We start from the raw sequence: 24,235 nt of genomic DNA, 5'->3' as shown, positions 1-24,235 counted from the left end.
AAAGCCTAGATTAATTTAGGTTAAAATTTCGCCTAATTTAGCCCAAAAAGCGACAATACCAGTAAAATTCTATCTTTTACGAGTTTAAATCTGCACTTAAAACCGACTTAAATTTTTAAGCAAGCCTGAGGCGAATTTTCATTTCCGGGCGATTTATCAAATTTAAACCTGAGCTTCATTTGCCTTTTTAAAAATTTCTATCACCCCTTCTTCGCTAAGCGGCTCAACCAGTATATTTGCGGCGTCTATGAAGCGATATTTTTCTTTTGGCAAATTTGCCATAAAAGCGCCATATTCGCATTCGCCGAGCACGTGCGCGTCCCTATCGTCTACGCCGACGACTAGCGTAAGTATCCAGCGCGAGACCTTGCGATCTCCAAGTGCTTCTTGCGCTTGCCACGACGGAGAGGGGGCATAAGGCAAGATAGTCGGTAAATTTTCGCTAAGCGTATACGCGCCAAAAATTTCATTCCCGTCTTTATCTTCGTATAAATTCTCTCTTGCGCTATAAGCGTCAAGATACTGCACCTGTCTCATCATCTCATCAAATTTAGCCGCAGGGCTAGCGCTTGCAAAAATTTCATCTATCATAACCGCGTCAAACGCCACGTCGCGCTCCAGGCCAGAGATATAAAGCGTTTGATTTTTCTCTTTTGCGTCCTTTAGAGCCTCAAGCCCCCACATTATGTCGGCTTCATAATCAAATTTTAAAATTTGCTCGCTATCGTAAATTTCTTCATTGTCGCACTCTATTTTCGAGCCGGTTTTGGCTGAAATTTTAGAAAGAAACAAAATCGCCGTCTGCCAGTCGCCAACCCCGCTTGGAGTACAGACTCGGACGATATATTTGCCGTCTTCATAGTTTAGTTCAAACCCGCGAGCGCTCTTTTGCCATACGCCAGCAATCATCACGTTTTCATTTAGCGAATGCTCGCTCGGCTCGTCGTTTTGGCTATTAAAAAAGCAAAATCCCTCTATAAACTCTGAAATTTCACGCTCGCTTAGCGCCTTTTCATATCCGCCCAAAAGCTTCTTTTTATTTTTCACCTTAAATGTTACGCTCATAAATTCTCTTTCGCCTACTCTAAAACGTCATCACTTGATCGCACTGCCTAACCCACTCGGACAAGATATCCATGCTGCCTTTCACCTCAGCCTCGAAATAAGGCTCTCCCGCATGCAAACCGCACCTCGTTTGGCAGCTACCGCAAACCTTTAATATAGCGCCGCTAGCGTAAAGCTCTTTTAACATCGCTACTAGATCTACGTCATAGTTTTCCGGCTTTTTGGTGCTATTTCGCGCAAGGTCGACCGCGTCGTTCATTAGAAAAATTCTGACCTCTTCGCCTTTTTCTTTTAGCGTTTTAGCTAGCCTTAATGCGTTGTAAGCGTTGTCGGTACCGTTGTATGGTTGATTTGTAAGTATAAATAGAAATTTTTTCATCTTTTTCTCCTTTTGCCAAAAATGTAGTGCAAACCGAGCAAATTTTAGCCAAGCTATATAAAAAGAGGCTAAATTTATCTAAAAAGTAAAAGTACTCCGATCGTGCAGACGATAAGGGCAGTGCAAATTTCAAGTAGCCTTAGGTGCGTTTGTAAAAATTTCTTTAGCATAGCTCCGCCAAGCGCATAGATATTTAGCGAGCAAAACTCGATGAAAACGAGCATTGCCGCGATCGCACACATACGAGTTAGTCTAAAGGGATCTTCTTTATCCAAAAATGTAGGCAGTAAAGCCGAGAAAAATATCCATGCCTTTGGATTTGTGACGCAAACGATGAGGCCGTTTATAAACATCTGCTTTTTACTTGGCAAATTTGAGACGTTCGTGATGCTAAGTTCGCCCTTGCCAAAAAAGAGCATCGCACCAAGGTAGAGCATATATAGGCCTGCAATGATGTTTAGTGCCTTAAATGCGTACTCAAAATGATGAAGCACCGCGCCCACGCCAAGCATACAACAAAACGAAACAAATGCAAGTGCTAAAAGCTGCCCAGCCATTACAAAAAACGAGTGCTTGTAGCCAAGGCTCATACCAACACTCATCGCATAGGTCATGTTTATACCTGGCATCATAGAGATAGGAAAAATAGTGACGAAAAAGAGCAAGAAATTCATAGGTAGGCCTTGAAATTTTAGTGAAATGCTAAATCAAAATGTATAAATTTATGATAAAAAACAGCAAAACGGCAAATTTATAAATTTAGAAATTTAGGCTATTACTATTAGCACGCCAAGCCCTTTATCAGCGGCATTTTGGTAAAAATTTAAAAGTCCGGCAAAATGCTCTTTTAGCTTTTCTTTTATATCTTCAAATTCGCTCTCGCACCCAAAAATATCAGGATATGTGCCTGAACTTGCAAATTCTTTTAAATTTATATTTGCTAAAAGTGCGTTTATGTCAGTATCCATCATCGCTTTAGCCACCTCTTTTACATCTATAGCATTGGTGTAAGAGATCATCTCGCTTAGCTCTTCGTTTAACGCGCTACGCCCAAAAATAGCCCAGCTAAAAGGCTCTTTTGAGCTAAAAATATAACCAGCCTTAAGTCTCTGGGAGAAATTTCTGCCAGTTAGCATTTTACACATCGCATCCCAAAAATTATCCATGTCGTATTCGTCCAAAAGTTCACCACCGCAGCCATTTTTGATCATCTCTATATCATCTTGCAAGTAGGCGTAGTAGTGCGCACTGATTCCCATTTTAGAGCCTTAAATTTGATGTGAATTTGAGAAAAGAGAGGGCGGTGCTATAAATTTAGCAGATCCGCCCAAAAATAAATTTTAGTGAGTCAAGAAATACTCTTGAATTTTTGCTTTGTTGCTTGTTTTTGTAAGAGCAAGCATTAAAAGCACTCTAGCTTTTTGAGCGTTTAGGTTGTCGCTTGTTAAAAAGCCGTATTTTGCGTCGTCCACCTCACCGTTCATAGTCGTTTCGCCGCTTCCTACGCGTGAGTCGCGAACTACCACTACGCCAGCTTTTGAAGCCTCGCCAAGAGCCTCTAGCACGCTAAAGTAAGGGTTGCCGTTGCCAAGGCCGGCACTAACGATACCTTTTGCGCCGTTTTTAACAGCTATGTTTACAAAGTCAGGGTTATCATTTGCATGAGAGTAGATGATATCGACTCTTGGAAGTTCTTTTACGCCCTCTAGGTCAAATGCTGATTTTGCTGTGTGTTTTCTAATCGGATTCATATAGTATTTTACGTTGCCATAAAAAACTGTGCCGATCTTACCGCTGTTTGGTGATTTAAATGTATCAACGCCTGTTGTGTTGGTTTTTGTTACCTCTCTAGCAGCGTGAATTTCGTCATTCATAGTGACCACAACGCCCTTGCCTACGCTATCTTTGCTAATAGCTACGTTTACAGCGTTAAATAAATTTAGTGGACCGTCTGCGCTTAGTGAGCCGCTATTTCTCATCGCACCTACAAGCACAACTGGCTTGTCGCTTTTAACGACCAAATTTAGAAAGTAAGCTGTCTCTTCCATAGTGTCTGTGCCGTGAGTAACGACGATACCATCAGCCTTGCCGCTGTTTAGAAGTTCGTTGATTCTATTTGCAAGCTTTAGCCAAACTTCGTTGTTCATATCCTGTGAGCCGATATTTGAAATTTGCTCGCCTTTTATGGTAGCGATCTTGTTGATATCTGGCACGGCTGCGATTAGTTTATCGACCGTAACAGTTCCAGAAGTATAGCTCGAATCAAGCGATCCTGAGCCACTTCCTGCTATCGTTCCACCAGTAGCTAGTATGTAGATGGTTGGCTTAGCAACCGCTAAAGTAGCACCTAAAATCATGAGTAACACCGCCTTAAAGATTAAACGCATTTTAACTCCTTTGCATTAAAATTTGCAAAGTCATTATAATGCCATTTATTTAAAAAAATTATTAACTTCCAAATTTTATATTTATTTAAAAAATTCTTATCAAAAACATATAAATTCCGGTTGAAATAACTATGCTAAGAAGGGTATTTTTAAATTTTAAATGCATCAAAATAGCTGTAAAAACTGCTACTATCTCGCTTAAGCCATAAGGAAACTCGCTAAATTTCGTATCTTTTAAGCCATAGCAGACCAAAACGACCATTATCATCATACCCATATGCTTCTCAATGGCGTCTAAATAAGGGTTTGACTTATAGTTTTTCAGTACATAAAATGGCGTTACCCTCGTTATAAAAGTAGCTATAGCACTTAAAAGCACTGCCACAAAAAGTACCATCTCGCTTGAGCTTACACTTATCAAATTTTATCCTTGAACAAAAGCAAAAATATAAAACAAAGCGCCATTGAGCCAACAAGCACAAATTTAGCTGGAAATAGGCTCACTCCAAGCACACCAAAAAATGTCGCCGAAAAAAGCACGCGGTAGTTTTTATCATTTTTAAACATTTCAATCACAATAACTATAAAAAGTGCTGTTAAGCTAAACTCAAGCCCTTTTGTATCGGCCTTTATAAAATCACCAAGTATCGCTCCAAACAGCGTCCCAGCCGCCCAGTAATACCAAGAAAGGATATTTAGCCAAGTAAAGGCAAAGCTTCGATCACTCGCCTCTTTTAGCTTTAAATTTTTAAATATGGCAAAAGTCTCATCTGTTAGCAAAGCGATGTTTAAAAGCCTAAATTTGATCCCGCTATACTCTTTTAAAAGTGAAATTCCATAAAAAGTATGGCGTAAATTTACAAGGTAGCTCACGATAAAGACCTCAACATAGCTCGTGCCAACGCTAAAGAGCGAGAGCATCATAAACTGCGCTGCGCCGCCGTATGCCAGCGTGCTAAGAGCGACGGCGATAAAAGCGCTAACGCCCATGCTTTTAGCCAGTATCCCAAAGGCGACGCCGAGGGGAAAATAGCCCATAAAAATAGGAATAGATAGTTTAAAAACGTAGTTAAATGACAAAATTTTACCTTGATAAAAGCCGAAATGTTAGCAAAATTTGAAAAATTTAGAGTAAAAATGGAGCTAATTTTATAAAATAATAAAAATTTATGGAGCCAAAAGATGAAAAAAGTAATTTTAATTTTATTTTGTGTTCTATTTTCTTGGGGTAAAAATTTTGATGCCACTAAGCTTGAAAATGAATGCGCTTTAAACAACATAGAAAGCTGCACCGATCTTATATATATCTACCTTGACAAAAATGAGCACGATAAAATGGCAGCTATGGCAAACAAGGCCTGCAAGCTAGGCAATCCGCACAATTGTCTATTTTTAGGAAATATATATCTACAAAAAGACACCCTAGCACAGGAGAAAGAAGAAGGGCTTGGGCTTTATAATAAGGCTTGCGAACTAAAAAATGCATTTGCTTGCTATACCATTGCACTTATCTATGAAACAGGAGATGCTGATATACCAAAAGATAAAAATAGAGCAAAAAACTACTATAAAAAAGCCTGCGAGCTTGATTTGGAAGAAGCATGCAGTAGCTTAAAAATTTCTCAGTAACTTTTATTCTTGCTACTAAAAGCAGAAATTTTAGACGAGATGTGCCAAATTTTAATTTCGCCCAAATTAATGAGTCTGTTTTATCGAGTCCTTGCCTTTTGATGTTTTATTTAAAAAGTAAAATACCTCAAGCGTAAAAGAAAGCAGTATAAGCCCAACGATAGTCAGAGTCACATCCATACTACCTACCTTTTAAGCCCATTTACTATTTCGAGCATCGAGTCACTCGTAGTTATCGCCTTTGAGTTCGCCTCGTATGCGCGCTGACCAGTGATAAGATCAGTCATCTCTTCAACTAGCTGCACGTTACTCATCTCGACAAAGCCCTGTCTAATAGTGCCAAGTCCATCAAGTCCAGCTACACCTACCACTACGTCGCCACTAGCGCTTGTTTGAAGGTAGTTGTTATCACCCATCGAGTGAAGACCAGCTGGGTTTATGAAATTTGCTAGCTCGATCTGACCTATCTGAGCCATGTTGGTTTCGCCAGCTTGAAGCACTGAGACGGTGCCATCTGTGCCTATTGAAATTTGCGTCGCGTTTGCAGGGACTGTGATCTGAGGGATGAGCTGGTAGCCGTCGCTATTTACGATCGTGCCGTTTGCATCAAGCTTAAATGCGCCATTTCTAGTATAAGCCGTCGTGCCATCAGGGAGTTGAATTTGAAAAAAGCCGTTGCCAGCTATGACCATATCTAGGTTGTTGCTAGTCTCTTTAAAATAGCCCTGAGAGAAAATTTTATTTATCGCTGTTGGGCGCACGCCAAGGCCTACTTCGATGCCTGTCGGGCTTGTGGTAGTCTGGCTTGTCGCCGTGCCTGCGTACTCCATGACTTGATACATAAGATCGGCAAATTCAGCTCTATTTTTCTTATATCCATAGGTATTTACGTTTGCGATGTTGTGTGAGGTTACGTCTATCTGCGTCTGCTCGGCGATCATGCCAGTGGCCGCAGTGTAAAGTGATCTCATCATAGTTTTATCCTTTTATTAAGCTTTTAGGGCTAGTTTTTGAACAGCATCTTGGTTAAGGTCGCTCATGTGGCTTGTCATAACCTTTTGATACATATCAACTAAGCGCTGGGTTTCTATTAGGCCCACCATTTCTAAAACTGGGTTTACGTTTGACATCTGAGCATATCCTTGCATCACGCTATCAGCCTCGTCAAGTTCCGTGATGTCGTCAAAATTTCTACTCTCAAAGAGATTATCTCCAACCTTTTTTAGATCTCTTATCTCTCTTGGCTGAGCTATAAAAAATTTAGAAAATTGATTGTTATTTGAGTATAAATTTCCATTTTTATCAGCAGTTAGTACCTCACCTTGTGGTACCTGAATGCCTCTTTGTCCAGGGTTTTGTGCCTCATAGCCACTTGGTAAAACCTTATAGCCCTCCTTCGTGACGATATAACCATCGCCATCAAGGCTAAAAGAGCCATTTTTGCTAAGTTTTACGCCATTTGGGGTATCAACTAAGAAAAATGCGTCATCTCTTTTTATCGCAAAATCAAGCGTGTTTGAGCTGTATTTAAAGCCACCAGCACTAAAGTCGGTATACTCTTCGCTCACTTGTGGCACACGGTTAAGAGTTCTATTTAAAAATTTAGCTCCATCTTTTGTGTGATTTTTAAGCGGAAGCTCATCTTGCGTCTCTTTAAAAATTCTCGCAAAGTCACCGATGACCACATCGTTTCGCTTGTAGCCGATCGTATTTACATTTGCAAGGTTGTTTGAGATGACATTTAGTCTGTTAAACTGCGTTACCATGCCAGCAGTGGCTTGATAATAACCATTTTGCATAAAATTTCCTAATCAAAATTTGATTTTTATAGCTACTAAGCAATCATCGTTCCAACTTTGTTTTTATACACATTTACAAAATTTGGGTATAATCCACTTTCTTTTAAACAATACTTAAATCACAATTAGACGATTCGAAAGGAAATTTATGAGCGCCGCAAAAGACTCTTTTTCTCAGATAGAAGAGCTTTTCGCTGAAAATGCAAAAGGCTTTTTGACATACGAAAAATTAGTAAAATTATTAGACAAAGCTCCGACTGCTACGATAGTAAAAAAGATAGAACAACTAGCAAAAACAAATAAAGTCCAGCTCATCACATCTGCTGAAGCTGCAAAGCTTAGAAATTTAGCCGATGCTAAAAAACGCCAAGAAAATGCTCAAAAAAGTGATCAAGATATCGACGAAGATCTCGATCTTTCTGGCGAGAGCGACCTTTTAGAGTGGTCAAGGTCAGATAGCCCTGTCAGGATGTATTTAAGAGAGATGGGTCAGATCGCGCTTCTTACAAAAGATGAAGAGGTAGAGATCAGCAAAAGAATCGAGCTTGGCGAAGATATTATCATCGACGCATTTTGTTCGGTGCCATTTTTGATTGATTTCATACTTGACTATAAAGAGCCACTTATCAACAGAGAACGCCGTGTAAAAGAGCTTTTTAAGAGCTTTGAAGACGAGAGTGAAAACGAAGAAAATGAAGATAGCGAAGACGATATAGACGAGGAAGATGAAGAAAACGAAGAAAACGAAGCTCCTAAAAAATCAGCCAAAAACGACAAGCGCGCAGAAAAAGTTATAGAGAGTTTCAAGGCCCTCGAAAAGGCAAAAAAAGAGTGGCTAAAGACTGCAAATAAGCAAGATAAAGTTGAGAGCGATGACACGGCTTCAAAGATGACTCTTGCATTTAAAAAGAAAATTTTAAAAGAGAAGCTAATGGACCTTGGCCCAACAAGCAAGCTTATTAGCGAGATCGTAAAATCAATGGAGACAGCGCTAAAAAGCGATGACGAATTTGACAGAGAGCTAAAACGCTTGGAGTATCGCCTACCGATGTTTAGCGACGAGCTTAAGAAAAATCACAAAAGTATTTTAAAAGATATCATAAAGCTTAGCAAAGAAGAGATCGCAGCTCGTGTGCCAGAAGCTACAATGGTCTCAACTTATGTCGAGATCAAAAAGCTATTTACTACAAAAGAGGCGAGCAAGCAAGGCTTTGATCTTGAGCCAACAAGGCTAAAAGAAATTTTAGAGCAGATCAAACGCGGAAAGAAAATTTCTGACGAGGCAAAAGCTAGAATGGCTAAGTCAAACCTTCGTCTAGTTGTAAGTATCGCGAAACGCTATACAAATAGAGGCTTGCCATTTTTAGATCTCATCCAAGAGGGCAACATCGGCCTTATGAAGGCGGTTGATAAATTTGAATACAGAAAAGGTTATAAATTTTCAACCTACGCCACATGGTGGATCCGCCAGGCTATCTCGCGTGCGATCGCCGATCAGGCAAGGACGATTAGGATACCTATCCATATGATAGAGACGATAAATCGTATCAATAAAATAAACCGCAAATACCTCCAAGAAGAGGGAAAAGAGCCTGATGTAAGCGTTATCGCAAAAGAGGTTGGGCTAAGCGTTGATAAGGTAAAACAAGTCATCAAAATAACAAAAGAGCCTATAAGCCTCGAAGCTCCAATCGCAAACGAAGAGGACGGAAAATTTGGAGATTTTGTAGAGGATAAAAGCTCACTTTCTCCGATAGAGCAAATTTTAAAAAGTGACCTTAGAGAGCAAATTGACGATGTGCTTTCGCAGCTAAATGAGCGTGAAAAAGCAGTCATTTCGATGAGATTTGGCTTGCTTGAAGATGAGAGCGACCGCACACTTGAAGAGATCGGCAAGGCACTAAATGTCACTCGCGAGCGTGTTCGCCAGATAGAAAGCTCAGCTATCAAAAAACTAAAACACCCAAAAGTCGGTAGAAAACTTAAAAACTACATTGAGGGCTAAAAAGCCCTTTTTTCTTTTGGATATTTTCCTTAAGACTTTCTCTTTAGCTTTATAAAATTTAAAAATTTTTTAGCAACAAATTTCACTAACAATCTACATTGATTTTATTATTGAAAGGCTGGATTCAGCCCTCATTTAGCCATTAGACCAACTTAAAAATACAAAAAACTTAATATTTTTTAAAGAATAAAATTAGATAAAAAGAATTTACCGGCACAAAACCGGTAAAAATTTATTCAGCTAGAAGTTTATCTAGTTTTGTAGCTAAGCTCGTAGTGTCATGAGCTTTGGCTAAGCTCGCAGCATGAAGTTTTAAATTTGCTTGTAAATTTTCTTCCAAGCTCTTTGCGATGTCGCTGCTATCAAGGTTCTCTACACTATTAGCATTTGCCACGCTTCTTGCGGCTAGAGCATTTATACCTCTAAATACAGCATTTTGTGTTGATCCGATCTCTGAGCGAAGTGAATTTATATTTTTTAAAATTTCACCTGTATTTGAGCCGTCATCTTTTACATTTAAAAGAGCATTTGTGCCCAAATTTATATTTTTTGTACTCTCGCCTGTAAAAAATCCAAGCTCAGCATCAAATACGTTTTTACCGTTAAATTTAGCCTCTTTTACGCTATCATTCATAGCATTTCTTAGTGCGTTGATTTCGCTCTTTATGCCTTTTTGTTCATTTGCCGAGAGAGTAGGATTTGTAAGCTTACTTGAAAGCTCACCTATTCTATCCGTACTTTTACTTAAATTTAAAAGCGTTGAATCAGCGATTTGAAGCATACCGATCATATCGTTTGCATTTGCCAAACCTTCGTTCAAGACATTTGTTTGCGAAAGCAAACTCTCTGCGATTTGCAAATTTGCACCTGATGCTTTGATCTCGCTGTTTGCAGAGATAGCATTTAGCGCTTTCTTCTCGCTATTTTTTGCTTGATCTAAATAATAGTTTCCTGAAGCCTGGTTTGCAATATAAGTTCCTAACTTCATAACAACTCCTTTTTAATAATTCGCCATGGATTCTACTATAAATTCTATAAAAAGTTGCAAAATCTCTATAAAATCCATTTTTCTTTACTCTTCTAGCCTCACTGCAACTGATTTTTTATGAGCGGTTAGCCCCTCAGCTTCAGCTAGCTGCATGCATGATTTGCCAAGATGCATGATACCTTTTTTACTTACTGAAATGATCGAACTTCGCTTCATGAAATTTTCAACTCCAAGCGGCGAGTAAAATCTCGCACTTCCTCCAGTTGGCAATGTGTGATTTGGTCCAGCGATATAATCTCCCATCGCTTCAGGCGTAAAGTGTCCAAAAAATATAGCGCCCGCATGAGTCACATCATCAATATAACTTAAAGCATCGTTTGTAGCGATCTCTAGGTGCTCAACAGCAAGCTCATTCATAAGGACAAAACACTCTTTTAAATCTTTTGCCACTATTATTGCAGCTTTATTTCTTATACTTGCACTTGCGATCGGCTCACGTTTTAGCGTCTTTAACTCATCTTCGATGTGTCTTTGCACCGCTCTTGCGAAAGCTTCCACTGGCGTTATCAAAAAGGCGCTTGCGATCTCGTCGTGCTCGGCTTGTGAGAGCATATCGATAGCTATGTGGCGAGAATCAGCACTATCATCAGCGATAACGCCTATCTCACTTGGACCTGCGATCATATCAATATTTACATCGCCATAAACTAGCTTTTTAGCAGTAGCTACGTAGATATTGCCAGGTCCTGTGATGACATCTACTTTTGGCACCGTTGCAGTTCCATACGCCATCGCTGCGATCGCGCTTGCACCGCCTATTTTAAAGGCTGTCTTTATGCCACAAAGGTGCATTGCCGCAAGAAGCAAGGTATTTACCTTGCCATTTGGCGCTGGAGTGCAAACCACGATCTCTTTTACGCCAGCTACAATCGCTGGGATCGCATTCATAAGAAGTGAGCTAGGATATGCCGCCTTGCCACCTGGGATATAAAGGCCAGCGCGGTCAACCGCTGTGTATTTTGCACCAAGTAAGATGTCGTGCTCATCTTTGTAGGTCCAGTCACTTGGCTTTGTTCGCTCATGATAGCTTTTTATCCTATCGTGAGCTAAATTTAAAGCTACTCTTAAGGCGTTATCTAGCGAATTATAGGCAGCTTCCATCTCTTTTACATCGATTATTATGTCGCTTTTACTTGTAACGCTAAATTTATCAAATTTACTTATCTGCGCAAAAAGTGCACTATCGCCATCTTTTCTTATCTCATCTATTATTCCAGCAACCACCGGCATTACAGCGCTCATATCATTATCGCTTCGTTTAACAAGCTGTAAAAATTTACTCTCAAAATCAGCGTCGCTGCTATGAAAAAATTTCATCCATGCTCCTTTAATTTTATTTTTCTCTCGTATCTTTGTCTTTGTGTAATGTTACCTAAAATTCCGCCCTGGTGGATATATAAAATTTCAGCTCCAAGCTTATCTAAATTTGCAAAAAGCGTGATAAAGCCAACAGGGTCATACACTAGGTCAAATTCCACGCCGCTTTTGCAAACCTCTAGCCAAATTTCATAAAGCTCTGGGTATAAATTCCCAAAATGATACTTCTTTGGCGGATTTAAAATTTGCACTTTGCTATCTTTATCTAGCTCATAAATTTGCTTTTTTAGATAGTCACTGTCCCCCACGCAAGGGGCTGTAAAAACTCTAAGATCGGTATGTTTTGCTAGGTAGCATGCGCTTGTGCCAGTGCCTGAGGGCAAGAAGATATCAGGCCTTATGCCACTTTTTTTGCTCCACTCATTTATCTCATTTGCTTGCGTGATAAAACCAAACTCAGCCTCGCTTTGCGCCACGCCCTCGTTTATAAAAAGTGCATTTTTGCTTCTAGCTAGCTCTTTAGCAAATTTCTCACGCTCTTCTTTTACGAAAATTTCCATGCCATTTTCAAGTGCAAATTTGAAATTTCCAACTGGATTTTGCTTTAAATTTGAGCTTAGATGAGAGACGACGTAGTAAAATTTAAGCCCTTTTAGTTTAGCAAAAAGGCTTAGACTATACATCGCATTTGACTGGCTTGAGCCGTGAGAAACGATGGCTTTGATGGCGCCAAGATCAGCATTTAAAAAATACTCTAGTTTTCTTGCTTTGTTGCCGTTAAACTCGCCTAACAGATCATCTCTTAAAAGCCAAAATTCTCGCCCTCTTAAGCAAATTTTATCAATCACCCTTAAACTCCAAAAATTTCTCTATCTCGTTGATAGCCTCTTTGTTTGAGAGTGAAAACTTGATCTCGATGCGCCTTGAAGCATCCTTGTCCTCGGCTCCGTCTTTAAAAACCAGCTCATTGTAGCTTCGCCCGCTTGCGACAAGTAGCTTTCTAAGGCGCACATCATCGCTAAATGAGTTTATAAACTCCATCACCGCGTAAGCTCTTTTTTGCGAAAGCTCTAAGTTATAAATATAGCTTCCATCGCTATCTGTAAAGCCTTCGATTATGATTTGATCAATATTTGACGCTATATCCTTATCATTTAAAAGTACGTCGAAATATTTACTAAGCGCGGCCTTTAACTCCTCTTTGACCTCTTCTTTTAAGACTGCACTGCCTTTATCAAAAAGCACTGAAGAGCTAAGCTTTAGCGCGCCTGAGTTTGGATCGATCTCGATGCTTGAGCCTAGCCTATCTTTTATGGCTGAGATCACTTTTACTCTGATACCGGTTAAATTTTTAACTCTATCGCGAGTAACGTTTAGATCCCTTAAAAGCTCGTCATATCTAGCCTCTCTTTGGCTCACTTGCTCAAGCAAAAAGGCGATCTTGGCTAAATTTTTCTCACTGCTTTCGTTTGCGTCGCTAAGCGCTCTATCTTTTGATGAAATTTCATCATTTAGCACGATCATCTTTTGATTTAGATCAAAAATGCTAGCATTTAGCTCTTTTATGCTCGCATTTGCGTCTTTGTTTTGCTCTATGAGCTGGGCTAGTTTTTCTTTTAGGGCGTCTATTTGGATGACAAAAATTTCATTTGATTTTTTTAAATTTATATTTTCGTCGCTTATCTTTGAAAGCTCGCTTTTTAGGGCTTCATTTAGCTCTTCAAGGGTGAAATTCTTACCCTGAGCGTCTTTTAAATTTGCTAGTGCCGTGATAATGGCTTGCTCTTTATTTTCAAGGGTGTTTTGAGTTAGGACGTATTTTACGACGACAGCGCCGATTAGCAGCATAAAAACAAAGAGCAGACCCGCCATCAAGTCCGCGTACGAAACCCAAAAGCTCGATTGATCCTCGTTATTTTTGTTTATTTTCATTGCACTAGATTTTCGATTTTTTCTATTACAGAATTTGCTTCTTTGTCGATCTCGTCTATGTTTTTCTTAAGCTCAGCTATGAGGCTCTCACGCTCTTTTTCACGCTCCAAACTCCTGCCCTCTTGCTCATAAGCCGCCTTAAATATCGTAGCACTCTCCACGAGCGAGGCTCTAAATTCCTTTAGTGCGTCGTTTTGCTCTTTCATGAGTGAGTAAGAAAATTCCCTTAAAACCTTGTCAAAGCCCTTGATAGTCTGCTCAAATTTAAGCTGACTCTCTTTTGTAGCGTTTAAATTTCTACTAAAAATTTCGCCAAGCTTTGCATGCTCGGTTAAAATTTTAACCTCCATATCTTTAAAGGCATTAGAAAATGCGCTTACTGCCTTTAGCATATCAGAGTGGATTTTTACAAATTCATCTTGTTTTAGTCCAGATTCGTTTAGCATTTTTAAACTTGCGCTAAGCTCGGCCTTGCTTTGATTGATGATATTTTTCTCAACCTCGCAAAGCTCTTTTAGGCTGTTAAATTTCTCATTTGTCTGCTCGCTTAGCTCTTTTACAAATTTATCATCAAGCACCATTTTAAAGGCGTCGTGACTATCTTTAAAGTAGCCTACACTTGCCTTCATGAAATTTGCATTTAGCTCATTTTCCTGCCAGAAAAACTCACGGCTTAGCTCTTTTTGCTCGCTGTAAAATTTCTCAAATTTACTAACGCCGATCTTTTCAAAAAACATCCACCAAAGCGCTAAAAATATGCCATATATCGATACATAAAACGCTGTGGCCACGCCGTTTAGCAGTATGGCGATCTCTTTTTCAAGTCCGTTTGCAGTGCTTGAACTAAAGCTTGGCATAGAGATAGCGATACTGATAAATGTGCCCAAAATTCCAAGCATAGGAAAGACTGCTTGACCGATGTTTGCTAGGTTGTCATTTCTAAAATTTCTTGTATAGCTCTCGAAAAAATCTTCAAATTTAGCGTTTGCCTTTTTGACGCTTGAAATTTCAAAAAGGTGAGCGATGATAAATTCTTTTAGCCTTATCTTGTAGTCTTTAGCATTTGCTAAGAAATTTGAGTAAGCGACCAAGGCGCTGTGGCGAGAAAATATAAAAGCAACAAAGAGTATAACGCCCATCATCACGATGGTGTGAAGCTTCATCTGAAAATTTATAACGCCAAGATACGCCAGTATCGCCAAGATGTAGATAGCTAAAGGGATAAAGATAACTTTAAAAAAGACAAAGAAAGAGTGAGCTTGGCGCTCTTTTGGTACGCTTAGCTCACTAAAATCATTTTGATTTTGCATAGGATTAGTTCCTATTTAGGCAGTTTAAGTCGCTAAAAGCAGTCTGAAGACGCTTAACCATGCTCTCCTCGCCACTTCTTAGCCATTTCCTTGGGTCGTAGTATTTTTTATTTGGCTTATCTTCGCCCTCTGGATTGCCGATCTGCCCTTGCAAGTATGCTCTATTTTTGGCCTCATACTCGCGCACACCGTCCCAAAATGCCCACTGCGTATCGGTGTCAATGTTCATCTTGATAACGCCATAACTTACAGCATTTTTGATATCTTTTAGCTCGCTACCGCTACCACCATGAAATACAAAATTTACTGGCTTGTCGCTTTTTGTGTTAAATTTCTTAGCGACATAGGCTTGTGAGTTTTTAAGAATTTCTGGTCTTAGCACGACATTGCCTGGTTTATAGACACCATGAACGTTGCCAAAACTAGCTGCGATGCTAAATTTATCGCTTATCTTACTTAGTCTTTCATAAGCAAGCGCGACGTCCTCTGGCTGAGTGTAAAGAAGTGCGTTATCAACGCTTGTGTTATCTACGCCATCTTCTTCGCCACCAGTGACGCCAAGCTCGATCTCTAGGCTTATGCCAAGCTCGCTAAGCTCTTTTAGATACTTCTCGCACGTGCTTAAATTTTCGTTGATATTCTCTTCACTAAGATCAAGCATGTGAGAGCTAAAAAGTGGCACGCCGTGAGTTTTTTTATACTCATGACTTGCTTTTACTAGCTCGTCTATCCAAGGCAAAAGCTTTCTAGCAGCGTGGTCAGTGTGTAAAATGACTGGCACGCCGTAAGCCTTAGCAAGCAAATGAACATGCTTTGCTCCAGCGATCGCGCCAAGAACGGCTGCATTTTCGCAGGCTTTACCAGCGTAAAAACCTGCACCGCCATTACTAAACTGAACGATAACAGGCGAGTTAGCAACCTTTGCCGCTTCTAAAACAGCATTTACCGAGTCGCTACCTACGACATTTACAGCAGGTATTGCAAAACCTTGCTCTTTGGCATAAGCATAAAGTTTTGTTACATCATCTCCGCTTAAAACACCAGGTTTTACGATATCTAAAACGCCCATTTTATCCTCCAAATTTTATTTGTATTCTATCTTTGCTTTTTGGCGTAGAGCTTCACTTTTTTGTCTAACAGCAGCTTGGAATTTCTCCATTTTTACAGCTTGCTCGATCTCTGGTTTTGCTTGCTCGAAGCTTACAGTGCCAGCAGCTTTGCCATCTTCTTTTAAGATAACATGGTAGCCAAACTGAGTTTTAACTGGTTTTGTTGAAACTGTGCCATTAGCCATTGAAAATGCTGCATCTGCAAAAGGTTTTACCATTTGGCTTTGACCAAACCAGCCAAGCTCGCCACCGTGTGCTGCTGAGCCTTTGTCGATTGATTTTGCGCTTGCAAGCTCTGCAAATTTCTTAGTTAGTGCCTCGCCTTTTAAATTTTTAAGCTGAGCAATGATGTCGTTTGCTGTTTTTTCATCTTCAACTAAGATATGTCTTGCTCTTGCTTGAGCTGGTTGGTTCATGCTAGCTTTATTTTTGTTGTAAAAATCCCTTAAATCACTATCGCTTACTTTTATGCCGTCAAAAAGCTTTCTCATATAAAGCTCAACCGCGATGCCTTCTTGTGCAGCTTTTACAGCTTTGATGTACTCTACATCTTTTTCGATACCGCTTGACTTAGCATCTTTTAAAAGAAGTTTTCTATTTATTAGATCGTCGATTATACGTTTTTTCTCATTTGGTTGAAGCTTGCTAGCGTCAAATCCTGGCATAGCTGCCGATAAAAGGCTTGAAATATCGCTATCGCTTATAGCATCACCATCAACTGTTGCAACTACTGCTGCGTTTAGAGTGACAGCTGCAGCTAAACTTAAAACTGCTGGAAACAAAAATTTTTTCATATAAATCCTTTAAAAAATTGATTTTATGGGCAAGATTATATCAAATAAAGTGATAACTTTTCATTTAACTTAAGAAAATAAGGTAAAATACGAAAATGAGAACAAAAAGAACAAAAAAAGATATTTTAGAGATAAAAAGAAGACTTCTAGAAGAGTTTAAAGACGCCAAAAGTGAGCTTAAATTTAGAAATTTATATGAACTACTTGTCTGCGTCATGCTATCAGCCCAGTGCACCGACAAAAGGGTAAATTTGATCACACCTGCCCTATTCGAGGCGTATAAAGACGTTTTTGAGCTAGCAAGTGCAAATTTAGCAAGTCTAAAACTCATGATAAACTCGTGTAGCTTTTTTAATAACAAAGCGGCAAATTTAATCAAAATGGCAAACAGCGTGGTTGAGCTTTATAATGGAGAAATTCCGCTTGATGAAGAGAAGCTAAAAGCGCTTGCTGGAGTTGGACAAAAGACCGCTCATGTCGTGCTTTTAGAAGCTACAAATGCAAATGTTATGGCTGTTGATACGCACGTTTTTAGAGTAGCACATAGACTTGATCTTAGCCATGCAAAAACGCCAGAAGCCACTGAAGCTGATCTTAGCCATGCCTTTAAAACAGATCTTGGTAAGCTTCATCAAGCCATGGTGCTCTTTGGACGTTATACCTGTAAAGCCAAAAAGCCACTTTGCCATGAGTGTATCTTAAATGATCTTTGTAACAGCAAGGATAAGATTATTTAATTTTCTCAAGCTTTGCTAGAAAATTTTTAGCATCTATAAAGCCGATAGTTCTAAGAAATTTTAGCTCATTGCCACCATTAAATAGCAAGAGTGCAGGCGGATCAATAAGTCCAAAATTTCTTAGCATCTCATCATTTTGTGATCCACCATTTGTTACATCGATACGAATAAGTGTAAAATTTGCCAAAGCATCCATAACATCGCTATCTTTAAAAGTGATCTTTTCTATCTCTTTGCAGCTTACACACCAATCAGCATAAAAATCTACTAAAACAGGTTTGGTTGAGTTTTTTATTATCTCATTTAGTTCATCTAAATTTTTAACGGAATTAAATTTTAACGCACTATCACTTTTTGCCAAATTTAATCCAGAAAGTGGAGAAAAAGCCTCCTTTGAGCCTAAAAATGAACCAACTATTAGCATAACTGAATATATAAAAACTAGGATAAAAAACGCTTTTTTAAACTTAGTCCAGCTTTGCTCTGCTACTTCAAATGCCCCAAAATAAACTGCCATAAAAACGCCTATAATGCCATATCCTAATAGCTCAAAAAATTCTCCAAGTACACGTGCAAGGATCCAAACCGCCATGATGAGCATCAAAAAACCAAAGAATTTTTTCACTTCATCCATCCAACTACCAGGTTTTGGCAAGAGCTTTCCAGAGCTTAGCCCGATAATAAGTAGTGGCACGCCCATGCCAAGCCCCATGATAAAAAGCATAATGCCACCATAAAAGATATTTCCGCTTTGAGCGATATAAAGAAGTGCGCCAGCTAATGGTGCTGCTACGCAAGGTGATACGATGAGAGCTGAGGCAAAACCCATAATAAAAATTCCAACATAGCCTGAACTATTTTGCGATTTTTTACTTATCAAATTTTCAAATTTTGCTGGCAATTTTATATCATAAAATCCAAACATACTAAAGCTTAAAATGACAAAAATGGCCGCAAAAGCGCCGAGCACATAGATGTTTTGCAAAGCTCCTGCGATACCAAAACCAAGTAGGCTAGCTGCCACTCCAGCTAATGCGTAAGCTAAGCTCATCGCGACAACATAGATAAATGATAATAAAAAGCCTTTTTTTGCATTTAAATTAGCACCTTTTGAGACAATTATACTTGAAAGTATCGGTATCATCGGAAAGACGCAAGGTGTTAGTGAAAGCAAGAGACCATAACCAAAAAAAGTAAGAAGTGAGATAAAAAAATTTTTATCTCCAAGCCCATTTGCGATATCTTGCTCGCTAGAAAATTCTTCAGCAAAGCTGTCGGTATCGCTTTTTTGCTCTTTTTTAAAAGTGGCGATACTAAATTTTCCAGCTTGGTCAGTTATCTCATAAATTCTGCTTTGTGGACGGTAGCAAATGCCGTTTTTAGCACAGCCTTGATAGTTAATGTCAAGTATTGCTTTGCCATTTGAAAGATTTTCTTTTACTAAATTTAATGGGATAAAAATCGAAAAATCTTTTGGATAAATTTCGTATTCCCCTGTATTTTCACTACTTGGCAAATTTAATAGCTCATTTATCTTTTTGCCAGCTAGCTTAATCTCAAAACTCTCCTTATAAAGATAGATATTTTCACCAAAGTTAAACTTCACTTCAACATTTTGACTATCAACGCTTGGAGTTAAAACAAAGGCTTTGCTAACATCTAAAACCTCAGCAAAAAGCGAGCCTGCAAACAAAATGAGCGAAAAAAGAAATTTTAAAAACATACTAATCCTTGCTAAATTAAAAAAGATGATTTTAGTCTAAATTCTTAAATTTATTCTATTTTATTGTAAAATCGTGAAAATATGTGAAATTTTAAAGGAGCAAAGATGTCAAAAGACAAAAAACACCAAAAAAGCGAGAAGCTTGGCTACGAGGAAGAGCTTAGACTACTTCAAATTGAACTTTTAAAATTTCAAAATTACGTAAAAGAAAAAGGTCTTAGAGTACTTATGCTAATGGAAGGGCGCGACGCAGCCGGCAAAGGAGGAACGATAAAACGCCTAACTGAGCATCTAAATCCAAGGGGTTGCCGTATAGTAGCGCTTGCTAAGCCAAGTGATGTCGAAAAAACGCAGTGGTATTTTCAAAGATATGTGACTCATCTACCAAGTGCTGGAGAGATCGTGATCTTTGATAGAAGCTGGTACAATAGAGCTGGTGTTGAGCCAGTGATGGGCTTTTGCACGCAAGCAGAGCATAAGGAATTTTTACGTGAAGTACCAAAATTTGAAGAGATGATCATAAACTCTGGCATAATTTTCTTTAAAATTTATCTGTCAATCACAAAGGATGAGCAGAAAAAACGCTTCAAAGAGAGGCAAAATGATCCATTAAAGCAATTTAAAATTTCACCCGTTGATCAAAAAGCACAAGAACTTTGGGATCAGTACTCTATCGCTAAATATTCGATGCTTCTTGCCTCTCACAATAGCATTTCACCATGGGTCATTGTCTCAAGCGATAACAAAAAAGAAGCTAGGCTAAATGTCTTTAAATTTATCCTAAGTCACGTTGAATATCCAAAAAAGATAAATGACTACTTGGAATTTGACAAAAACGTCGTAAGAGATGGAAGTGAAGAGATAAAGCGCATAGAAGAAGGGCTAAATAAAGATAAGTTAAAGAGTATCGATTAGAACACTTTTAACTTCTAGCTGGCGATTTGCTTAGATTTGTTAGCTAAATTTTTAAGCCCACCACATTACTTTTGCTAAAATGACCATTATTAGGCAAAGCACTAGAGCTATTAAATGTGAAAATTTACCAAATGGATCAGGTTTTTTTAAAATAATGACATTAAAAACAGAGATAAAAGTTACAAGGCACATTATGAGTAAAACAAAAATTTTTACAAGCAGTAGCTTTTGAAAGTTGCTTTGCCACCAGCCAAGCTTACCTCCAAAATAGTCTTTTGCCATATAAGCGCCACTTATTAAAAGCAATAAAAATGCTGTGCCAAAAACCTTTGCGCTGCCTTTTGTGTAGGCCTTTTTAACTATTTCAAGGGTTTTAGCATCAACCGTTTTTTTAGCAAACGGATATATGCAAACATCGAAAAAAACGTATCCTATAAATACAATGGCACAAATTAAATGAGTAATCAAAAAAAATAAATACATTTTTTGCCTTTTTTTGTTTGGCATTATATAAATTTTAACTATTTAAAATACTTATTTTGAATCAATCTTAAGGATTTATGAAGATAAATTTATAAAAGAGCAAGGCAAGCTGCCCTGCTCTAGAAGTTTTACTCGACTTCAGCGTCTATAACGTCGTCGTCTTTTTTATTATTTCCGCCGTTTGCTCCAGCGTTTTCATCTTTTTTATACATAGCTTCTGCTAGTTTGTGGCTAGCTTTGCTTAGAGCTTCTACTTTTGCATCGATTTGCTCTTTTGAAGAATTTTCATCTTTTAAGACCTCTTTTAGATCGTTTAGCGCAGCCTCGATGTTGCTTCTATCCTCAGCTGGGACCTTCTCGCCAAGCTCGCTCATGCTCTTTTCAGTTTGATGAACTAATGCGTCAGCTTGATTTCTAGCCTCAACTGCGTCTTTGCGTTTTTTGTCCTCTTCTTTATGAAGCTCAGCATCTTTTACCATATTGTTTATCTCTTCTTCGCTTAAGCCGCTTGATCCAGAGATAGTGATGTTTTGAGCTTTGCCAGTTGCTTTATCTTTTGCTGAAACGGTTAAAATTCCGTTTGCGTCGATGTCAAACTCAACTTCTATTTGAGGTACGCCTCTTGGAGCTGCTGGGATGCCTTCGAGGTTGAAATTTCCAAGTGATTTATTATCTCTTGCAAACTCACGCTCACCTTGTAAAACCATAATAGTAACCGCACTTTGATTATCTTCAGCAGTTGAGAAGACTTGACTCTTCTTAGTTGGTATAGTTGTACCTTTTTCAATGATCTTTGTCATCACACCGCCAAGTGTCTCGATACCAAGGCTAAGTGGAGTAACGTCAAGAAGTAGCACGTCTTTTACATCGCCTTTTATAACCGCACCTTGGATAGCAGCACCGATAGCTACGACTTCGTCAGGGTTTACGCTCTTATTTAGCTCTTTACCAAATGCTTTTTTAACCTCTTCTTGAACTAGTGGCACACGAGTTGAACCACCGACCATTACGACCTCTTTGATGTCGCTTTTATTTAAACCAGCATCTTTTGTTACCTCGTTTATCTTAGTAATAGTCTCGCCCACAAGTGAGTCGATCATGCCCTCAAATTTAGCACGAGTTAGCTTTTTAACAAGGTGTTTTGGACCAGTTGCATCAGCTGTGATAAATGGTAAATTTATCTCAGTCTCTTGAGCTGAGCTTAGCTCTTTTTTAGCATTTTCAGCAGCTTCTTTTAAGCGTTGAAGTGCCATGATATCGCCTTTTAGATCGATACCATTTTCGTTTTTAAACTCGCTTACTAGCCAGTCGATTATCTTGTTATCAAAGTCATCACCGCCTAAGAATGCGTTACCGCCAGTTGCCAAAACTTCAACAATATTATCACCAGTTTCTAGCACTGTAACGTCAAACGTACCACCACCTAGGTCATAAACTAAAATTTTCTCAGCCTCTTTTTTATCAAGACCATAAGCAAGCGCTGCAGCTGTTGGCTCGTTGATGATACGAAGTACGTTTAGTCCCGCGATCGTTCCAGCCTCTTTTGTAGCTTTTCTTTGGCTGTCGTTAAAGTATGCAGGTACGGTAATAACCGCATCTGTTACCTTCTCGCCAAGATATGCTTCAGCGTCTTCTTTTAGTTTGATAAGAATTTTTGCTGAAATTTCTTGTGGAGTATAAACCTTACCAGCGATCTCAACTGCGCAAGCGCCGTTTCTATCTACAACGTGATATGGCAAGCGGCTTTTTGCCTCTTCAGCATTTTTTTCATTGCTCATCAAACCCATGATACGTTTGATAGAATATATCGTTTTTTCAGGGTTTGTAACTGCTTGACGTTTTGCAACGTCACCTACTAGAATTTCACCTTTGTCTGTGAAAGCAACAACTGATGGAGTTGTATTTTTACCCTCTTTGTTTGGGATAACTTTGCTCTCGCCGCGCTCAAAAACGCTCACACAAGAGTTTGTTGTACCTAAGTCTATACCTATAACTTTTGACATATTTTTCCTTTTTATTAGATTTTATTTTTATAATTTTAGTTTGCCACGCTGACCATAGCTGGGCGTAAAACCCTACCATTTATCATATAGCCTTTTTGCAAGGCTTGTACGATTTGACCACTCTGCTTCTCCTCGCTATCGACCCTTAAAACGGCATTATGCACGCTTGGATCAAACTCAGTATCAGTTGGTATCTCGCTTACGCCATGCTTTTCAAAGCATTTTTTAAACTGATTTATAGTTATCAAAATACCCTCTTTGATCTTTTTGGCAAATTCATCATCCTCTGGATCAAAATTTGCAGCGATCTCAAGAGCATCGATGACTGGTAGCAAGTCCCTAGCAAATTTCTCATTTGCATAGTTTGCAACGTCTGTCTTTTCTTTTTCATAACGCTTTTTGATATTTTCAAACTCAGCATTTGCTCTATAATATTTATCAGTTATTTCTCCGAGCTCTTTTTCAAGTTTTTCAACCTTTGAAATATCGCCAAGTGCGTCCAAATTTACACTATCATTAGCTAGTTCTTGCACAGGCTCAACCTCAGGTAGGTTTTGCTCTTTTACCTCTTCGCTCACGCAGCCTCCTTTATTAGATTTATAAATTTCACATAGTCAGTATAAATACTGCCAGCACAGATCATCTGTGCTTCGTTGCCAAGATAGTTTGCACTAAATTTGAGCCCCATAAAATTTTCATCAAACATAGGAGAAAATGTAAGTTTTTCATCCATTTGCAGACTAAAACTTGGGTCAAAAACCATCTTAAAACGTCTATCCTTAAACATATCAAAGGCTAAAATTTCGTTTTCTTGGAAGTAAATTTTAGTCCTTTTAAGCTCTCTTATTTTACTTTTTAGTTCGCTTAAGCCAACTTGAGAGCAGATGAGCTCAAGCTTGTTTAAACTAACTCCAGCAAGATTACTTAAAAATTTATACATCCTAGCATCAAATTTAATAACGATCTCATCTTCACCAAAATTTAAGATCATATATCTATTATTTAAATTTAAAATTTCTAGCAACTCATTATCGATTGTGCCAAAAATCATACAATAAAGCTCAAATTCATCACATAGTTTTTTTAGCCCTTCGGCATCATTTATCTCTAAATTTATATCACTTATAGCAAAAATTTCACTCCAATATCTTCTCATCGCAGCGATTGTTGGGATCCGACCGCCACTAATGTGAAGCTTTGTGATCTCACCTTCATCTGAAAGCTTTTTAAAATAAACACGTATCGTAGAAGCCGGAATAGCCGCGCTCATACGAGAGCCAAGCTCATTTGAACCAATAGGCATATTGTCCTGCAAATAAGCCTCGATGATAGAATTTAGTATCAAATCACGTTTATTTGTTTTACTCACTTTTAGCACTCTTTCTTTTTAATTGCTAAGCGGATTATACAACTTTAGTTTGTCAATGTCAAGTATTTAAGTTAAAATAATTTATTTATATATCTTTAGTCTATATAACTAAGCTTCTTTAATATTAATTGTATAAGTCTTTCCAAAAATAAAATTACAAAAAATAATTAAACAAACTTAAAAATCTTTTATATTACCTCTACGTTCTAATATTTTTATACGTTTTTACGT

General features: G+C 38.5%; 25 protein-coding genes. 4 read left to right on the top strand and 21 right to left on the bottom strand.

What is annotated here, in order from left to right; genetic code table 11:
* Positions 1-162: 162 nt before the first annotated feature.
* From FZ940_RS07200 to FZ940_RS07170, 7 genes are all read right to left on the bottom strand, one after another.
* Positions 163-1,065, bottom strand: coding sequence for a DUF4299 family protein (locus FZ940_RS07200; RefSeq protein ID WP_148822054.1), 903 nt, complete (start codon positions 1,063-1,065; stop codon positions 163-165).
* A 19-nt stretch (positions 1,066-1,084) separates the two neighbouring features.
* Positions 1,085-1,444: a DsrE/DsrF/TusD sulfur relay family protein gene (locus FZ940_RS07195; protein WP_148822053.1), complete on the bottom strand. Its 360-nt coding sequence runs from the start codon at positions 1,442-1,444 to the stop codon at positions 1,085-1,087.
* A gap of 74 nt (positions 1,445-1,518) precedes the next feature.
* The gene (locus tag FZ940_RS07190; RefSeq protein WP_148822052.1) at positions 1,519-2,118 is read right to left on the bottom strand and encodes a LysE family translocator; all 600 of its coding nucleotides are present in this window, start codon (positions 2,116-2,118) and stop codon (positions 1,519-1,521) included.
* A 93-nt stretch (positions 2,119-2,211) separates the two neighbouring features.
* Positions 2,212-2,703 (bottom strand): DUF1877 family protein, encoded by a 492-nt coding sequence (locus FZ940_RS07185; protein WP_107793749.1) that lies wholly within the window; start codon positions 2,701-2,703, stop codon positions 2,212-2,214.
* Positions 2,704-2,784: 81 nt separating this feature from the next.
* Positions 2,785-3,801 (bottom strand): type II asparaginase, encoded by a 1,017-nt coding sequence (locus FZ940_RS07180; RefSeq protein WP_187422154.1) that lies wholly within the window; start codon positions 3,799-3,801, stop codon positions 2,785-2,787.
* 115 nt (positions 3,802-3,916) lie between these two features.
* Positions 3,917-4,252: a branched-chain amino acid transporter permease gene (locus FZ940_RS07175; protein WP_103651494.1), complete on the bottom strand. Its 336-nt coding sequence runs from the start codon at positions 4,250-4,252 to the stop codon at positions 3,917-3,919.
* Complete coding sequence (locus tag FZ940_RS07170; RefSeq protein ID WP_148822051.1) at positions 4,249-4,911, bottom strand: AzlC family ABC transporter permease; 663 nt, start codon at positions 4,909-4,911, stop codon at positions 4,249-4,251. The genes FZ940_RS07175 and FZ940_RS07170 overlap by 4 nt, the downstream gene beginning before the upstream one ends.
* 102 nt (positions 4,912-5,013) lie before the next feature.
* Between FZ940_RS07170 and FZ940_RS07165 the strand changes: the two genes are divergently transcribed.
* Positions 5,014-5,460, top strand: coding sequence for a tetratricopeptide repeat protein (locus FZ940_RS07165; RefSeq protein WP_148822050.1), 447 nt, complete (start codon positions 5,014-5,016; stop codon positions 5,458-5,460).
* Positions 5,461-5,645: 185 nt separating this feature from the next.
* Here FZ940_RS07165 and flgG read toward each other — a convergent pair whose 3' ends face one another.
* Both flgG and FZ940_RS07150 read right to left on the bottom strand, forming a co-directional pair.
* Positions 5,646-6,434, bottom strand: coding sequence for a flagellar basal-body rod protein FlgG (flgG, locus tag FZ940_RS07155; RefSeq protein ID WP_103587128.1), 789 nt, complete (start codon positions 6,432-6,434; stop codon positions 5,646-5,648).
* A gap of 15 nt (positions 6,435-6,449) precedes the next feature.
* Positions 6,450-7,259 (bottom strand): flagellar hook-basal body protein, encoded by an 810-nt coding sequence (locus FZ940_RS07150; protein WP_148822048.1) that lies wholly within the window; start codon positions 7,257-7,259, stop codon positions 6,450-6,452.
* A 148-nt stretch (positions 7,260-7,407) separates the two neighbouring features.
* On the opposite strand from FZ940_RS07150, the gene rpoD reads away from it, so the two are divergent.
* Positions 7,408-9,264 carry an RNA polymerase sigma factor RpoD gene (gene rpoD / locus FZ940_RS07145; protein ID WP_021091519.1) on the top strand — a complete coding sequence of 619 codons (1,857 nt, stop codon included), beginning with the start codon at positions 7,408-7,410 and terminating at the stop codon, positions 9,262-9,264.
* Positions 9,265-9,496: 232 nt separating this feature from the next.
* Here rpoD and FZ940_RS07140 read toward each other — a convergent pair whose 3' ends face one another.
* From FZ940_RS07140 to FZ940_RS07110, 7 genes are all read right to left on the bottom strand, one after another.
* A complete protein-coding gene (locus tag FZ940_RS07140; RefSeq protein WP_187422151.1) occupies positions 9,497-10,252 on the bottom strand; it encodes a flagellin in 756 nt (251 codons plus the stop codon).
* An 84-nt stretch (positions 10,253-10,336) separates the two neighbouring features.
* Positions 10,337-11,629, bottom strand: coding sequence for a histidinol dehydrogenase (hisD, locus tag FZ940_RS07135; protein ID WP_148822047.1), 1,293 nt, complete (start codon positions 11,627-11,629; stop codon positions 10,337-10,339).
* Positions 11,626-12,477 carry a pyridoxal-phosphate dependent enzyme gene (locus tag FZ940_RS07130; protein WP_148822046.1) on the bottom strand — a complete coding sequence of 284 codons (852 nt, stop codon included), beginning with the start codon at positions 12,475-12,477 and terminating at the stop codon, positions 11,626-11,628. The genes hisD and FZ940_RS07130 overlap by 4 nt, the downstream gene beginning before the upstream one ends.
* Positions 12,470-13,561: an OmpA family protein gene (locus tag FZ940_RS07125; RefSeq protein WP_148822045.1), complete on the bottom strand. Its 1,092-nt coding sequence runs from the start codon at positions 13,559-13,561 to the stop codon at positions 12,470-12,472. The genes FZ940_RS07130 and FZ940_RS07125 overlap by 8 nt, the downstream gene beginning before the upstream one ends.
* Positions 13,558-14,871, bottom strand: coding sequence for a MotA/TolQ/ExbB proton channel family protein (locus FZ940_RS07120; protein WP_148822044.1), 1,314 nt, complete (start codon positions 14,869-14,871; stop codon positions 13,558-13,560). The genes FZ940_RS07125 and FZ940_RS07120 overlap by 4 nt, the downstream gene beginning before the upstream one ends.
* Before the next feature lie 4 nt (positions 14,872-14,875).
* Positions 14,876-15,940: a class II fructose-bisphosphate aldolase gene (fbaA, locus tag FZ940_RS07115; RefSeq protein WP_021092185.1), complete on the bottom strand. Its 1,065-nt coding sequence runs from the start codon at positions 15,938-15,940 to the stop codon at positions 14,876-14,878.
* A 15-nt stretch (positions 15,941-15,955) separates the two neighbouring features.
* Positions 15,956-16,774: a peptidylprolyl isomerase gene (locus FZ940_RS07110; RefSeq protein WP_148822043.1), complete on the bottom strand. Its 819-nt coding sequence runs from the start codon at positions 16,772-16,774 to the stop codon at positions 15,956-15,958.
* A gap of 95 nt (positions 16,775-16,869) precedes the next feature.
* Between FZ940_RS07110 and nth the strand changes: the two genes are divergently transcribed.
* Entirely contained in the window at positions 16,870-17,511 is a 642-nt protein-coding gene (nth, locus tag FZ940_RS07105) for an endonuclease III (protein ID WP_103560638.1), read from the top strand.
* Here the strand turns inward: nth and dsbD are convergent.
* Positions 17,504-19,234, bottom strand: coding sequence for a protein-disulfide reductase DsbD (gene dsbD / locus FZ940_RS07100; RefSeq protein WP_148822042.1), 1,731 nt, complete (start codon positions 19,232-19,234; stop codon positions 17,504-17,506). The genes nth and dsbD overlap by 8 nt on opposite strands.
* A 105-nt stretch (positions 19,235-19,339) precedes the next feature.
* Between dsbD and ppk2 the strand changes: the two genes are divergently transcribed.
* Entirely contained in the window at positions 19,340-20,149 is an 810-nt protein-coding gene (gene ppk2, locus FZ940_RS07095; RefSeq protein ID WP_087578978.1) for a polyphosphate kinase 2, read from the top strand.
* A gap of 51 nt (positions 20,150-20,200) precedes the next feature.
* On the opposite strand, the gene FZ940_RS07090 is transcribed toward ppk2, so the two are convergent.
* From FZ940_RS07090 to FZ940_RS07075, 4 genes are all read right to left on the bottom strand, one after another.
* Positions 20,201-20,632 carry a trehalose-6-phosphate synthase gene (locus FZ940_RS07090; RefSeq protein WP_148822041.1) on the bottom strand — a complete coding sequence of 144 codons (432 nt, stop codon included), beginning with the start codon at positions 20,630-20,632 and terminating at the stop codon, positions 20,201-20,203.
* 128 nt (positions 20,633-20,760) lie between these two features.
* The gene (gene dnaK, locus FZ940_RS07085) at positions 20,761-22,635 is read right to left on the bottom strand and encodes a molecular chaperone DnaK (protein ID WP_087578979.1); all 1,875 of its coding nucleotides are present in this window, start codon (positions 22,633-22,635) and stop codon (positions 20,761-20,763) included.
* Between the two features lie 35 nt (positions 22,636-22,670).
* On the bottom strand, positions 22,671-23,213 hold the full coding sequence (gene grpE, locus FZ940_RS07080; protein WP_084042087.1) for a nucleotide exchange factor GrpE: 543 nt from the start codon (positions 23,211-23,213) through the stop codon (positions 22,671-22,673).
* Positions 23,210-24,004 (bottom strand): HrcA family transcriptional regulator, encoded by a 795-nt coding sequence (locus tag FZ940_RS07075; RefSeq protein WP_085658273.1) that lies wholly within the window; start codon positions 24,002-24,004, stop codon positions 23,210-23,212. Before FZ940_RS07075 ends, grpE begins: the two co-directional genes overlap by 4 nt.
* Positions 24,005-24,235: the final 231 nt, after the last annotated feature.

It is taken from the genome of Campylobacter concisus (assembly GCF_902460415.1).
In the GTDB taxonomy this organism is placed as follows: domain Bacteria; phylum Campylobacterota; class Campylobacteria; order Campylobacterales; family Campylobacteraceae; genus Campylobacter_A; species Campylobacter_A concisus_Y.
This window is presented reverse-complemented; position numbering and strand designations above follow the sequence as displayed.